General features: G+C 38.5%; 14 protein-coding genes. 13 read left to right on the top strand and 1 reads right to left on the bottom strand.

Going from position 1 to position 15,138, the window contains the following annotated elements; translation table 11 throughout:
- The first annotated feature begins 155 nt into the window (after positions 1-155).
- Positions 156-902, top strand: coding sequence for a substrate-binding periplasmic protein (locus tag I6E82_RS05780; protein ID WP_197117076.1), 747 nt, complete (start codon positions 156-158; stop codon positions 900-902).
- Here the strand turns inward: I6E82_RS05780 and I6E82_RS05775 are convergent.
- The gene (locus tag I6E82_RS05775) at positions 891-1,706 is read right to left on the bottom strand and encodes a thioesterase family protein (protein ID WP_010553943.1); all 816 of its coding nucleotides are present in this window, start codon (positions 1,704-1,706) and stop codon (positions 891-893) included. The genes I6E82_RS05780 and I6E82_RS05775 overlap by 12 nt on opposite strands.
- A 240-nt stretch (positions 1,707-1,946) precedes the next feature.
- Between I6E82_RS05775 and dnaK the strand changes: the two genes are divergently transcribed.
- The 12 genes from dnaK to I6E82_RS05715 all read left to right on the top strand — a co-directional run bounded on the left by dnaK (position 1,947) and on the right by I6E82_RS05715 (position 15,115).
- Positions 1,947-3,860: a molecular chaperone DnaK gene (dnaK, locus tag I6E82_RS05770; RefSeq protein WP_008171317.1), complete on the top strand. Its 1,914-nt coding sequence runs from the start codon at positions 1,947-1,949 to the stop codon at positions 3,858-3,860.
- Positions 3,861-4,062: 202 nt separating this feature from the next.
- Complete coding sequence (dnaJ, locus tag I6E82_RS05765) at positions 4,063-5,202, top strand: molecular chaperone DnaJ (RefSeq protein WP_010553942.1); 1,140 nt, start codon at positions 4,063-4,065, stop codon at positions 5,200-5,202.
- Between the two features lie 98 nt (positions 5,203-5,300).
- Complete coding sequence (ybaK, locus tag I6E82_RS05760) at positions 5,301-5,762, top strand: Cys-tRNA(Pro) deacylase (protein ID WP_007585460.1); 462 nt, start codon at positions 5,301-5,303, stop codon at positions 5,760-5,762.
- Positions 5,763-5,912: 150 nt separating this feature from the next.
- Complete coding sequence (locus I6E82_RS05755; protein ID WP_024591801.1) at positions 5,913-6,317, top strand: DUF1761 domain-containing protein; 405 nt, start codon at positions 5,913-5,915, stop codon at positions 6,315-6,317.
- A 116-nt stretch (positions 6,318-6,433) separates the two neighbouring features.
- Positions 6,434-6,778: a response regulator gene (locus tag I6E82_RS05750; RefSeq protein WP_231616873.1), complete on the top strand. Its 345-nt coding sequence runs from the start codon at positions 6,434-6,436 to the stop codon at positions 6,776-6,778.
- Between the two features lie 147 nt (positions 6,779-6,925).
- Positions 6,926-7,177 carry a hypothetical protein gene (locus I6E82_RS05745; protein ID WP_010553938.1) on the top strand — a complete coding sequence of 84 codons (252 nt, stop codon included), beginning with the start codon at positions 6,926-6,928 and terminating at the stop codon, positions 7,175-7,177.
- Between the two features lie 203 nt (positions 7,178-7,380).
- Positions 7,381-7,644 carry a CBU_0592 family membrane protein gene (locus I6E82_RS05740; protein ID WP_010553937.1) on the top strand — a complete coding sequence of 88 codons (264 nt, stop codon included), beginning with the start codon at positions 7,381-7,383 and terminating at the stop codon, positions 7,642-7,644.
- 170 nt (positions 7,645-7,814) lie between these two features.
- Complete coding sequence (locus I6E82_RS05735; RefSeq protein ID WP_010553936.1) at positions 7,815-9,545, top strand: sensor histidine kinase; 1,731 nt, start codon at positions 7,815-7,817, stop codon at positions 9,543-9,545.
- A complete protein-coding gene (locus tag I6E82_RS05730; protein WP_024591799.1) occupies positions 9,538-10,902 on the top strand; it encodes a sigma-54-dependent transcriptional regulator in 1,365 nt (454 codons plus the stop codon). The genes I6E82_RS05735 and I6E82_RS05730 overlap by 8 nt, the downstream gene beginning before the upstream one ends.
- A 174-nt stretch (positions 10,903-11,076) precedes the next feature.
- Positions 11,077-12,033 carry a porin gene (locus tag I6E82_RS05725; RefSeq protein ID WP_024609207.1) on the top strand — a complete coding sequence of 319 codons (957 nt, stop codon included), beginning with the start codon at positions 11,077-11,079 and terminating at the stop codon, positions 12,031-12,033.
- 9 nt (positions 12,034-12,042) lie between these two features.
- Complete coding sequence (locus I6E82_RS05720) at positions 12,043-13,518, top strand: SLC13 family permease (RefSeq protein WP_024609206.1); 1,476 nt, start codon at positions 12,043-12,045, stop codon at positions 13,516-13,518.
- A 178-nt stretch (positions 13,519-13,696) separates the two neighbouring features.
- Entirely contained in the window at positions 13,697-15,115 is a 1,419-nt protein-coding gene (locus I6E82_RS05715) for a coniferyl aldehyde dehydrogenase (RefSeq protein WP_197117074.1), read from the top strand.
- Positions 15,116-15,138: the final 23 nt, after the last annotated feature.

Below are 15,138 nucleotides of genomic sequence, written 5' to 3'. Positions count from 1 at the left end.
GATTATGCGAGGTATATCTATGATCAGATCGCAGCAGGGGCATACAGTTTGCAATTTAATACCAAGCAAGAAGAATATTTCTTCAATTTTGCTATATTTAATACATTAATACAACGCGTTCTGCCATCAAGCTGTTCGTTATATAAAGGAAGCGTGTGAAATATTATTTTTACTACATATTAATGTGGCTCTTTGTTTGCTCGCAAAATGCTGTGGCTATTAATAAAGAGCGAGAGATAATCATCGCTGCGAGCGCATCAATTCCACCCTATGTTTTTGTAAAAACGGACTCGGGTATACACCTAAATTTAATAAAATCCGCGTTAAAGGCCAATGGATTTGCCAATATTAATGTGCAATATATGTCGAATAAACGCGCTGAGCATCAATTACATAATAAAGGAGTAGATATACTTTTAAATTATGCTGGAGGAATTAGTGCGGGTATTTATCCAAGTAAAACGGTACTTAGTTACGAAAATGTGGCCATTACACTCAAGCGAAATAAATATAACATTGATAAAATAGAAGGCATGTTTAATAAAAACGTTCTTGCTTTTCAAAATGCAACGGCATATCTGCCTCCTATATTCAAAAGGAATGTTAAACACTTTAGCTCATATCAAGAGGTTATTAATCAAAAAGCGCAGGTAGATAAGCTGTTAAAAGGTTGGGTTGATGTAATTGTGTTAGATAAGCGTATTTTTTACTATTACTACAATCAACATAAATCCCCCGAAGCTGTGCAAATTTACACTTTATTTCCAAAAGCAGATCGACCCGCTTATTTTAACAACTTCTCTTTAGCTACTGAGTTTGATATTGGTTTGGCGCTCATCAAGCAAAATGGTACTTATAAAAGGATTGTTGATGAAGGCCAAACCCATTCATCAATCAAATAAAGCCACTGTTTGACGTGTAAGCGCTATTAGCTCACCCGACTGCGACCATATACAGCCATCCTCTAAACCGTAACCATCTTTTGAATGATGAGTGATTGCTTCAAAGCCAAGCCATTCTCCAGGTGTTAAGTTTGGCTCTTGCACAAATTCTAAATACCATGACATGCTACTTGCAGGAGCGGGTTGTTTAAACATTTGTAAAAGTGTTGGCGGCCATGCATCGGTCAATGCAATAACATGAGCCTCTGTAATTTGCTCTGGGGTGTGCTTAAAGCGCATCCAGCCACCTAAGTGAGAGGTTTCTGCACTACTAAATGGCATACCCCCTTGCTGTGGGCATAAATCAACATGCTGAAAAAATTCAGGCATCTGACCTTTTATAAAAGGTAATGTATGGCGCTCATCTACTGGCTTTAAACCCAAAGACTTCGAAACAGGCACATTAATACCCGACTCTCTACTTTTAGCAAAACACGCTTGTACAATTACGCACACTTGTTCATTTTGAATCGCTTTGGCGAGTACCTGTGTACTGCTTTTACCTTGGCGCAGTATTTCAATTGATAAAGAAAAAGGAGTATCGGCAAGTAATGGTCCTACAAAATTAGTACTGAGTGAAAGTAAGCGACGATCATCCGTTACCTTACCTCTGATTGCTTGATACAACAGTGCGGCTGAAAGCCCACCAAAAGCAGTTCTGCCTTGGCACCAGTTTTCTGGAAATTGCATTGTACTATTTAATTGTTCTGTATTTTCGGCTTGACCAATTTTTTCCGCTTGTTGAAGTAGTTGCTCAAAATGCATAGAAGATGTCCTTTCGTAGTGCGATTTAATAAATTTATAACACAATCAAACTAGTCAGACCAGTAATTAAAAGCGTCCCTGGCGGTGTAAAAATCACCATTCCTTACAATTATTAGGGTTATTTTGTAAATAAATCACAAAAAATGAATTTTTTTTCATTTTTACAGTTGAAATAAGTTTGGAGCAACCCTATTTACTAGTCATCGAACGTTTAACGAATATTGAAGTTGGAGAGATTTCATGGGTAAAATTATTGGAATAGATTTAGGTACTACAAACTCTTGTGTTGCAGTACTTGATGGTGGCAAAGCACGTGTTATTGAAAACGCGGAAGGCGATCGCACAACCCCGTCTATTATTGCTTATACGCAAGACGGCGAAACATTAGTAGGTCAATCTGCTAAGCGTCAAGCGGTTACTAACCCGACAAACACATTATTTGCAATTAAGCGTTTAATTGGTCGTCGTTTTGAAGACGAAGAAGTACAACGCGATATCGGCATCATGCCGTTTAAAATTGTTAAAGCCGACAACGGTGATGCATGGGTAGAAGCGGGCGGCGAAAAACGCGCTGCACCACAAATTTCTGCTGAAGTACTGAAAAAAATGAAGAAAACAGCTGAAGACTTCTTAGGTGAAGAAGTAACTGAAGCCGTAATCACAGTACCTGCATACTTTAACGATTCACAACGTCAAGCTACGAAAGATGCTGGTCGTATTGCGGGTCTTGAAGTTAAACGTATTATCAATGAGCCAACGGCTGCGGCACTTGCTTACGGTATGGATAAAAACCGTGGCGAAAACGTAGTTGCAGTATATGACTTAGGTGGCGGTACTTTCGATTTATCAATCATTGAAATTGATGAAGTTGAAGGTGAGCACACTTTTGAAGTACTTGCTACAAACGGCGACACTCACTTAGGTGGTGAAGATTTCGATAACCGCGTAATCAACTACTTAGTAGCTGAATTCAAGAAAGATCAAGGCTTAGACCTTAAAAATGATCCGCTTGCAATGCAACGTGTTAAAGAAGCTGCTGAAAAAGCAAAAATTGAACTTTCATCTGCACAGTCTACAGAAGTAAACCTTCCGTATGTAACTGCTGATGCATCTGGTCCTAAGCACATGAACGTGAAACTAACACGTGCTAAGCTTGAGTCACTAGTTGAAGATTTAGTAACTAAAACAATTGAGCCACTTAAACGTGCACTTGCTGATGCTGATTTATCAGTAAGCGACATCAACGATATTATTCTTGTTGGTGGTCAAACACGTATGCCTTTAGTACAAAAAATCGTTGCAGAGTTCTTCGGTAAAGAGCCTCGTAAAGATGTTAACCCTGATGAAGCAGTAGCCGTAGGCGCAGCGATTCAAGGTGGTGTACTTGCTGGTGACGTTAAAGATGTACTATTACTAGACGTTTCTCCATTATCTCTAGGTATTGAGACAATGGGTTCAGTAATGACTGCATTGATTGAGAAAAACACGACGATTCCTACTAAGAAATCGCAAACGTTCTCAACAGCTGAAGATAATCAATCTGCTGTAACAATTCATGTACTTCAAGGTGAGCGTAAACGTTCAAGCGACAATAAATCACTAGGCCAATTTAACCTAGAAGGTATTCGTCCAGCACAACGTGGTACACCACAAATCGAAGTAACATTTGATGTTGATGCCGATGGTATCTTACATGTATCTGCGAAAGATAAAGATACAGGTAAAGAGCAAAAGATTACGATTCAAGCATCTTCAGGCTTAAGCGATGACGAAATTGAAGCGATGGTTCGTGATGCAGAAGCACATGCTGAAGACGATAAAAAGTTTGAAGAACTTGTAGCTGCTCGTAACCAAGCTGACGCTTTAGTTCACGGTACACGTAAGCAAATTGAAGAAGCTGGCGATGCATTACCAAACGAAGACAAAGAAGCAATTGAAGCTGCTGTTGTAGATTTAGAAGCTGCAATTAAGAGCGACAATAAAGAAGAGATTGAAGCTAAAACTCAAGCTCTTGCTGAAAAGTCTCAAAAACTAATGGAAATTGCTCAAGCGAAAGCACAGCAAGGTTCAGCAGACGCTGGCGAACAACAGTCAACTAAGCAAGACGACGACGTTGTTGATGCAGAGTTCGAAGAAGTGAAAGACGACAAGTAATTGTTGCTACCGCTTCTCGCTAGCCAAAAACACTTAACTCAGTTAGGTGTTTAGGTTAGGATGAACAATTGAGGCGCGCGAGCAATAGCTTGTCGCGCCTTTTGCATGTATTCAAGGTTTAAAAATTCAATGATAAATCGATGCGATTTATCGATTTATCCTGCAGCTTACGCTGTAAACAGAAAAGAGTAGTGTGATAGATATGTCAAAACGCGATTATTACGAAGTCCTCGGCGTAAGCAAAGATGCGAGTGAGCGAGACATAAAAAAAGCGTATAAACGCTTAGCGATGAAATATCATCCAGATCGTACCGCAGGCGATAAAGATCTCGAAATAAAATTTAAAGAAGTTAAAGAAGCGTACGAAATACTAACCGATGATCAAAAACGTCAAATGTATGACCAACATGGTCACGCAGCCTTTGAACAAGGTGGTGGCGGTGGTCACGGTGGTTTTGGTGGCGGACATGGCGACTTTGGTGATGTATTTGGCGATGTATTTGGCGATATTTTTGGTGGCGGCGGTGGTCGACGTCAATCTCGTCAACAACGTGGATCTGATTTACGTTACAACATGGACTTAAGCTTAGAAGAAGCTGTTCGTGGTAAAGAAGTTGAAATTAAAGTACCTACATGGGTTGGTTGTGAGCCATGTGATGGCAGTGGTGCTAAAGCGGGTTCTAAACCTAAAACATGTACTACATGTCATGGTGCTGGCCAGGTGCAAATGCGCCAAGGTTTCTTTGCTGTTCAGCAAACGTGTCCAACGTGTCAGGGACAAGGTCAAATTATTTCAGACCCTTGTAACAGTTGTCATGGACAAGGCCGCGTAGAAAAAACTAAAACGCTTTCAGTTAAAATTCCAGCTGGCGTTGATACAGGCGACCGTATTCGCTTAACGGGTGAAGGCGAAGCCGGAATGCATGGCGCGCCATCGGGCGACTTGTATGTGCAAGTATCGGTTCGTGAACATGAAATATTTGTACGTGAAGCGAATAATTTATATTGTGAAGTACCAATTAGCTTTACTACAGCAGGCCTTGGTGGCGAAATTCAGGTGCCAACACTTGATGGTCGTGCAAAACTTAAAATACCGTCTGAAACTCAAACGGGCAAAATGTTCCGTATGCGTGGCAAAGGTGTTAAGTCTGTACGCAGTGGTGCACAAGGCGATCTAATTTGTAAAGTGGTAATCGAAACGCCAGTTAATCTTAACGAGCGTCAACGTGAACTACTTCAAGAGTTAGATGAAAGCATGGGCACAGATAGCTCTAAAAACCGTCCTAAAGAGCAAGGCTTTTTTGACGGTGTTAAAAAGTTTTTTGATGATTTAACTAAATAAATTTAAATTATTATAAACAAAAAAACGACGCTTTTAGCGTCGTTTTTTTTTGCTTTAAACTTAATTTTTGTTACTGTGAATAAAAAAGATGAAACAGCATGACACCAGCAATAGATCTACTTAAAAAGCAAAAAAAAACCTTTGAAGTACTCAGTTATGAGCACGATAAGAATAATAGCCACTACGGGCTTGAAGCCGTTGAAAAGTTAAATTTAGACAGTGCACAAGTATTTAAAACCATAGTACTTGAAACACATGAAGGGCAACTGATTGTTGCTGTAACGCCTGTATCTCAACAAGTTAATTTAAAACAGTTAGCTAAATTATGTGGGGCTAAAAAAGTAATTATGGCTGCCCCACAAAAAGTACAAGTTAGTACCGGTTATATTTTAGGAGGGGTGAGTCCGCTTGGACAAAAAAAACGTCTAGCTACGTTTATTCATAGCAGTGCTTCTCTCTTTGACACTATTTATGTGAGCGCCGGAAAAAGAGGCTTAGAAATAGCACTCTCGCCAACTGATTTAGCCTTATTGACCAATGCAAAATTTGGCGATTTATAAATTTTATTTTTATAATTACCTTCTATACAAAAAATTAATTTAAGTTAGGCCATTTGCTCAATCCCCTATTTATAACTACATTGGGAGTATCTTTATACCGTTAATATTTAATACCAAACGGTATTACACTTTTTGTATATGGCTGTTTGTATGAACCTTTTAGATGTAGATTATTTTGCGATACTAGTGGCTGCACTGTCTTCTTTTATGCTTGGTGGTATATGGTATTCAAAAGCTCTCTTTAAAAATGCATGGCTAGAAAGTATTGGCTTAACTGATCTGGATTTACAATCGGCTAACCCTAAGTTGATATTTGGTGGCAGTTTTTTTTTAGTTTTTATAGCGGCTTTAATGCTATCTCTTTTTTTAGGTAAGGATGCAAGCGTAGGTGAAAGTATAGGAACCGGCTTTGTGATCGGCTTTTTTTGGATCAGTAGTTCATTTGGATTGAGTTATATATTTGAGCAACGCCCTCTAAAGCTTTTTTTAATTAACGGGGGGTACCATATTTTACAATTTTCGTTAATGGGGCTCATTTTAGGGATATGGCCGTAAGATTTAAATAATCAGCAAATCCAAATTTGATCCTTATCTACGAGTAGAGTAGTTTTATATAATCCCATTTATACAATTTGGTAAAGAAACTAATGAAAATATAAGTTGTTGATGATATGCCACTTATGCGACACGTATTAATTAATATGCTTAGAAAACTAGAGTATAGCAATATCGTTGAAGCAACTGATGGATTGCAAGCTTTGGTATTTCTGCGCAACCAGCATTTCGATTTGGTTATTACTGACCTTCATATGCCAAAAATGGATGGAGTTAGTTTACTTACTAACATTCGAAAAGATAAAGAACTCGCTGATATTCCCGTTTTAATGGTTACTTGTGAAGACAGTACAGATAAAGTTAAGCAAGTTATTGCAGCTAAAGTATCAGGATTTATAGTCAAACCTTTTAATATGAATGTATTGTCATCTCAGTTAAACCGCTTCTTTTTTAAAGATTAGAGTGTGTTTATTTTATAAGGGCTATATTTTAATGGGCCTTTATAGATTAAGTCTGCCGTATCTAAATTCTAAGTCAGAGGTGGTAACCTTTACCCATCTAAACTGATATAATTGCTAATTACTCTTTATATAATACCGCAGGACGTAATGGCAAAACCCAACAAAAAAGGCCCTACTAAAACGGTTGATATTTTTTGCTCTGCTTGTAAAGCCTCTTTATTTAAATATCGAAAAGGGGGAAAAGGAGCATTAATTAAGTGCTTTAAAGAGCGTATTAGCCAAGACTTTACAACAGAGGCTTGTATTTGCCCTAACTGTAGCCGGCCATTTGCCCGAGAAGCGATTATTCGCGGTGCGCCGGCCTATAAAATAATTGGCGGCAAAGTAACCTTTAAATAAGGTATATGAAGTAATACTAAACCGCAATAATACTTAATTAAGCGAATAAGTATAAAGCCTTGTGCATGCGGACATATGGCCTTGTTAGAATTTACCATATTGATAGAATCGCCCGGTTTGCTGTTTCAATGAATGAAAAAATACCCTCCCCATGGATCGGGCCAGTTTATTGGGTTATTTAAAAATGGATAAAGGATAGTTTCGTGATAGCACTCTTATTTGACATCATAGGCATGACAGGTACTTTTTTAGTAGTTGGTTCATTTTTTTTACTGCAGCTAGGTAAAACATCTCCAGCTAGCTTAACGTATAATATGATGAATTTAACAGGGGCAATTTTACTGTTAATTAGCCTTTGTTATAACTTTAATTTAGCGAGCTTTGTAATCGAAATATTTTGGATTGCAGCGTCGTTAATTGGCTTATATAAATATGTTAAAAATAGATCAACATTAGCTACAAATTAATTGTTTTTTAATTTAATGCTAAACAGATCGCTGTAAACATAGTTGTTTACGGCGATTTTTGTTTTTAAACACTTTAAAACTGTTGTTAACAAAAAGTTTATATCTCTGCTAGAGATTAGCCGTTACACTAGCGCCCTAAAATTTTCTTGGCTATTTTTTGCGAGTTCTTCATGTTTTCTTTTTCTAAAAAAATCATTACTGTTTGTGTGTTACTCGTACTTATATTAGTTGTTACGTTTTGGCTTGGTCGTTCTCATGATGTTGAGCAAGCAACCTACCAGGCTGAGCGCCAAGTTACGCAATTAAATAACTATATTGATACTGAGCTTGCTCGTTTTTCTGCTATTCCCCAGTTACTTACCTATAACTCGTTAATGATAGACTTTGTAGATGCGCAGCCACAGCACTATAACGCTATTAATAACTACCTTGCTGATATTCAACAAGCTAGCGGTGCCTCAGATATTTTTGTTCTAAATACTCAAGGCGAAGTTATTGCCAGTAGTAATTGGCAAGCAGATTATACTTTTTTAGGTAGCAACTTTGCGTTTAGACCTTATTTCAAACGTGCATTTGCAGGCGAAAAAGTAGCGTACTTTGCATTAGGCATGCGCTCTAAAGAGCGTGGTATTTACTTTTCACAAGCAGTATATCGCGACAATAAAGCCATTGGTGTTGTTGTGTTAAAAGTGAATGTAAGTAAATTTGAGGATGACAGAGAGCTTCTAAATACTTCAAAGGGTAGTCACTTTTTTTTGCAGCTTGCAGATGAGGTAATTGCAATGTCAGATATGCAAACGTGGCGATTAAACAGCTTCACTGAGCTTGATATAACTATGCGCAGAGATATTAAATCTCGTCGGGCTTATTTAGATCATCAGCCTTTGTATATAAAGCAGTTTCAATTTTCTAATGAAGGTATTAAACATTTAAAAATAGATAAAAAACTTTACGTAATGTCGCAAAGACCTTTACGATATTTTAATGCCACAATGAACGTACTCGTTGATATAACAAAAGTTAATTCAGCTCAACTGCCTCGCTTATTTTGGGTATTTATTATCTGTAGCTTAGTTATTATTATTAGTTATATTTTATTAACTCGGTTTGCGGGTTATAAAAAGCTGGTGTACTCCAGACATAGCCTTGAACTTGAAGTCCTTGAGCGCACTCAGGCTTTGGAAAAAGTACAAACGGCTTTAGTGCAGTCTGCAAAGCTTGCGACAATAGGACAGCTAAGTGCAGGAATTAACCACGAAATAAACCAGCCGCTCAGTGCTATTAATACTTATTTAGCTTCGGCAAAGCGTTTATTAGCTAAAGGAAATACTTCAGCACTTGGTGAAAGCTTAGTAGTGATTGAGGGATTAGTTAATCGAGTGCACCAAATTGTAGGTCAGTTAAAGCATTTTAGTAAACCTTCCAAAATGCAGCTCAGACCTTACCCTCTTGCAGGGCTTGTTAATAACGCATTAATGATTTCTAGCGCGCAGTTAAAGCAAGATAACGTACAAGTAGAGCCACCTCAATTTGATGAAACAGTCGTTGTGTGGGTCGATTCGCTTAAATTTGAACAAGTACTCGTTAATTTAATTACTAATGCTAGCCAAGCTATGAATGGCGCAATTATTCGTAACTTAAGTTTTCAGCTGGAGTGTTTTGAAGAGCGCGTAAAACTGTCGATTTTAGATACTGGCTCTGGTATTGAGCAACATGCATTTGGTAATTTATTTGAACCTTTTTATAGTACTAAATCAAGTAAAGGTTTAGGCCTTGGTTTATCTATATCAAAACAAATAATAGATTCGTTTAATGGTTGTTTGAGCGCGCACAATCGAGTTGAAGGCGGGGCTGAATTTATAATTAGCCTCTCTAACAGGCAGGAAAATAAAGATGATTGACAGCTCTCCATGTAATCACATAATAGTCATTGATGATGAAGCAATGATCAGAGACTCTTTAAAGCAATTGCTCACTCTCGAAGGATACACCGTTGATTGCTTTAATGACGCAAGTACCGCTCTTAGCAAACTCAATAGGCGCTTTGCTGGAGTTGTGCTGAGCGATATAAATATGCCGAACATGGATGGCTTAACGCTTTTAGAGCAAATAACGGCTTTTGATAGTGAGCTCCCTGTAATATTTTTAACTGGTTACGCTGATGTATCGATAGCAGTTAAAGCGATGCAATTAGGTGCGTATGATTTATTTGAAAAACCAGTTAACGAACATCTTCTTGATTGCATAGCACGAGCGTGCGACAAACGAAGCCTTGTTATGGAGAACCGCGCATTAAAAGTAGCTGTACAGAAAACCTCAGCCCCAGGTGTACGCATACTAGGTGACACACCTAAAATGCAACACATGATGCACTTATTAAACACAATTATAGATACCCCAACCGATGTAATGATTGAAGGTGAAACTGGCACAGGTAAAGAACTTGTAGCGCGGTATCTACATGATCAGAGTAATCGCTCTAGCTGTAATTTTGTTGCTATTAATTGTGGCGCAGTACCAGAGCAGTTAATAGAAAGCGAATTGTTTGGTGCAGCAAGTGGTGCATATACAGGGGCTACTCAAAGTCGAAAAGGTAAGTTTGAATATGCACAAGGTGGTACGGTCTTTTTAGATGAAATAGAAAGCACTCCAATGGCACTGCAAGTTAAGTTATTACGCGTATTAGAAGAGCGAAAAGTAACACCTGTAGGCGATAACAAAGCAATTGATTTAAACATCAGAATTGTTGCAGCTACAAAAGTAGACTTACTTGCGTTAGTTGAAAAGGGTGATTTTAGAGCTGATTTATATTACAGACTTAGTTTGGTTAACGTTAATATTCCGCCATTACGAGAGCGAAAAGCTGACATATTACTTTTGTTTAAACACTTTAGCTCTATTGCTGCAACTCGCTATCATAAGCCGCCGGCGGCAGTAAATTACGAAATACAACAGCGGTTAGTTGCCTATGACTGGCCGGGCAATGTGAGAGAGCTAAGAAATCAAGCAGAGCGAGCTGTATTACTTGGTGCCGAACTTGCCTTTGCTGAAGTTAAAACACAACAATTAGGTGGCTTATCTCCCGATTTAAGCTTATCTGAAAAAGTCTCTTTTTATGAGCAGTCACTTATTGAGTACGCGCTTGAGCAAAACCACGGCAGTATTAAAAACACCATGGAAACACTGCAAATTGCTCGTAAAACACTTTACGATAAAATGAGTAAATACAATCTTAATAGAGATATGTTTACTGACTAAATGTGTGGGTTTGGTGACAAGACCCACTTTCTTATGTGTGGTAATTCACACGCTTTTATTTAAATTAAACGACTTATTTTAGTAAGCTATTGAAATAGATTGCTTTTATACACTTGGCAGTAAAGTTGCCTTATTAGCGCTACAACAAGTAGATTCTAATAATTAGGGCACACGATGACAAAAACTACACACACCTGTATTTTATTTCTATCCTATGGTTGCTTAGCTACATTTTCACACACATCTTTTGCTGCAGAGTACGCTGTATACGGTAAAGCCGAAGTACAAATTGCCAGTACTGATACGGGCATAATGCGTTATGCCGAAGAGGGTACTCAAATTGAAGCGCCATACTCGCGTATTGGTATTAAGGGCGATCATAAACTTAACGAATATTTAAGTGCTGTTTTTAAATATGAGGTACAAGTTAAAGGTTTTGAAGAAGATGATACGCAAGAGCCTTTCACTGCACGTAATACTTACTTAGGTTTAAAAGGTGCTTTTGGTGAAGTTGTTGTAGGTCGTAACGACACTCGCTTTAAATACTCTGAAGGTAAACTCGATAACTTTAACGAAACTCAAGCCGATATGGCACAGGTTATTGCAGGTCAAGACCGCCTCGGTGACACAATAACTTACACCTCAAACTATTGGCATAATACGCAGTTTTCATTTACTTATGCGCCAAAAGATGACAATAAAGACGATAAAGCAGGCTTTGCTGCTACGCTTATTTATGGCGACCGTAATTTAAAAAGTACTTCATATTATGTGTCGTTCAGTCATGTAGATTCACTTAACAATGTAAAAGCAAGCCGCCTTGTTGGTGTTTATAAGTTCGAACAATTACAACTTGGTGCGTTATACCAACATTCAGAATCAGTAGATGGCACAAAGTCGGGCAATGGTTACGTATTAAGTGCCAGTTATACACTTGATAAGTGGGTGCCAAAAATTCAATTTGGTAAAGATGACTCAACTCTTCGTCAAGCATCTGAGGCAACGCAATGGAGCACAGGCCTTGATTATGTATTTGATAAGCAAACTACAGCTTATCTTTTATATACCGATCTTAATTTAGAAGAACAAGACGACAGCAGTGTTGCGCTTGGTCTTAAATACAAGTTTTAGAGGCTAGCCATGACAGATAATATATTGACGCAAGAACCAGATAAGAACAGACATTTTCAATGGCTTTTTTTAGTACTGGGCCCTTTAGTAATGCTATTAACATGTTTACTTGATCCGCCAACAGGAATGTCGGTTGCGGCATTTAAAACCGCAGGTATAGCGTTTTGGATGGCATCGTGGTGGGTAAGTGAAGTTGTACCAATTCCGGCAACTGCATTGCTACCACTGGTAATATCACCACTGGCTGACATAGCAGCAATAAAAAGTGTGGCTGCGCCATATGCACACCCGTTAATCTTTTTATTTTTAGGCGGATTTTTAATCTCTATCGCTATGGAGCGATGGGGGTTACATAAACGTATAGCGCTTAGCACCATGTTATATGCGGGTAAAAAACCAAGTTTACAAATTTTAGCTATGATGCTTGTTACTGCATTTTTATCTATGTGGATGTCTAATACTGCGACAGCCGTAATGATGTTGCCTATTGCACTTTCAATTACCAATTTGGTTAAGCAATCAGACCCAAGTAATGAAGGGTTTGGCAAAGCATTGCTACTATCAATTGCTTATGGTGCAAGCATTGGTGGTATTGCTACTTTAATTGGTACACCGCCTAATGCATTAATGGCTGCATACCTATCTGACAGTTACCAAATTGAAATAGGCTTTGCTCAGTGGATGATTGTAGGCGTACCACTGTCTTTAAGTATGCTTATTATTAGTTGGGTTTGGCTTACCAAATTTGCGTATAAAGTAGATGCTAATGTTAAAAACGATCAAAAAATTGATACCAAAGCGGTATTTTCTGAACAGTTAAAAAAGCTTGGAATAATGCAACGCGCAGAAAAAGGCGTATTGTTTGTATTTGTGCTTGCTGCACTTTGCTGGATATTTAGACCTTTATTGGGTGATATAACAGGTCTTAAAATTTCAGATACTACAATTGCAATTGCTGCTGCATTACTGCTGTTTGTAATGCCTGCTAATAAAGGCAGTGATGAGCGTATTCTTGATTGGCAAAACGCCTCACAAGTGCCTTGGGGCGTATTGCTATTGTTTGGGGGCGGACTTACGCTTGCATCTCAAATTAAATCGTCAGGTCTTGCCGAGTTTATTGCTCACATGATTGAAGGCGCAAGTGCGATTCCTCTTGTTATGAGCGTACTTGTTGTGGTTGCTTTAATTACATTTTTAACTGAAATTACAAGCAATACAGCAACCGCTGCAGGTTTCTTACCGTTATTAGGTCCTGTTGCTGAATCGATAACAGGTTCACCCCTTGTATGGGTTATTCCTGCTGCTATTGCGTGTAGTTGCGCATTTATGATGCCTGTAGCAACACCACCAAACGCTATTGTGTTTGGCTCAGGGCAAATTCAAATGCGCGACATGATAAGAGCCGGCTTTGTGCTAAATATTGTCGCCATTGTATTAATTACGCTAGTGACAATGACTATCGCAGCGCAAGTATTTGGCTTTTAAAGCTGTACTAAATTAGTTCCAACCAGTAGCTTTGTTTATATTTACAGTTTTAAACAAAGCTACTCTTTATACTTATTTATATTGCTCAAGAAGCTCTTTTTTAGATAATTAGTGTTATTGCTCGAAAAACAGAACAAGGTTATAGTCTGCGGTAACTTTAAAAATTGAGTAATCTATTTTGAGCACCGACACATCACAGGCAATGCCTTTAATTCCCCTATTTGATGAATTGCAAAAAAGCTTTCTCGAAACACCTTACTTGCCAATTGATAAACGTCTCGTTTTATTAAAAAAACTCCGTGTACGTATTGTTGAACTTGAGCAAGAGCTAGTGGATGCTGCTTCAAAAGACTTTGGTTACAGAACCGCTTTCGATACTCTACTTGGCGATATATTGCCTACGGTTCAAACACTCGCGCACATTATCAAAAAGCTACCAAAATGGGCAAAGCCAAGTAATCGCTCTGTAGGTTTAAGTTTGTGGCCTTCAAAAGTAAGTGTTAATTACCAACCTAAAGGTGTGGTTGGTATTATTGCACCGTGGAATTACCCGATTCAGTTAGCGTTAGTACCTGTGCTTACCGCCATAGCTGCCGGTAATAGAGTTATGCTCAAATTAAGCGAGTTTACACCTCACACAAACGCCGTTATCGAAAAAATATTTAAAGACGACATGCAAGCGCATTGCAAAATAATACAAGGCGGTAGCGACGTAGCCGCGCAGTTTTCATCACTACCATTTGCTCATTTATTATTTACGGGGTCATCGGCCGTTGGTAAATTAGTAATGGCTTCAGCGAGCCGTAATTTAACACCAGTAACGCTTGAACTCGGTGGTAAATCGCCAGTTATTATTACGCAAAATGCCGATATTAAAAAAGCGGCGCAAGCTTTACTGTTTGGAAAAATGGCCAACGCAGGGCAAATATGCGTTGCTCCCGACTACGTATTTGTACCCAAAGAGCTTGAGCATCAGTTGGTTCAGCAATTATGCGAGCTTTATAAAAAGCACTTTAAAGACGGTGTTGAAGGTAAAAACTTAACCTCTATTATTAGCGATGCACACTATAAACGTTTAGCAACCTACTTAGAGCAAGCCCAAGAGCTTGGCGCAAACATTATTAAGCCACTTGAGCAAAACCAGCAAGATGAGCAAAAACATCGTATGGGGCTGCACTTAGTGACTCAAGTTACTGACGAAATGCAGCTTATGCAAGATGAGCTATTTGGTCCAATATTACCAATAATGAGTTATGAAAAGCTCGACAGCGCAATTGACTATATTAAAGCCCATCACCACCCGTTAGCGCTTTATATTTTAGGGCAAGATAAGCACGCTCAAGAATACATTATGAAGCAAACAATCAGTGGCACTGTGGCAATAAACGATACGTTAGTGCAAGTAACTGCTGACGATGCCCCTTTTGGTGGTGTAGGGCATTCAGGAATGGGGCATTATCATGGCATAGAAGGGTTTTTAACGTTTAGCCATGCTAAAAACACGTTAGTATCGGGCTCGTTTAATCCTCGTATTGTTATGCTGCTAAAACAAAGCAAACTTCTTATTAAGCTACTAAAGTGGCTTTACATAAAATAAGAGTATGTTGATTTTGTAAAGTT

Origin of the sequence: Pseudoalteromonas sp. NZS11 (genome assembly GCF_015864765.1) — a bacterium.
Classification (GTDB): domain Bacteria; phylum Pseudomonadota; class Gammaproteobacteria; order Enterobacterales; family Alteromonadaceae; genus Pseudoalteromonas; species Pseudoalteromonas arctica.
Note: the sequence above shows the minus strand (reverse complement) of the source record. Positions and strands in the feature narration are given on the sequence as shown.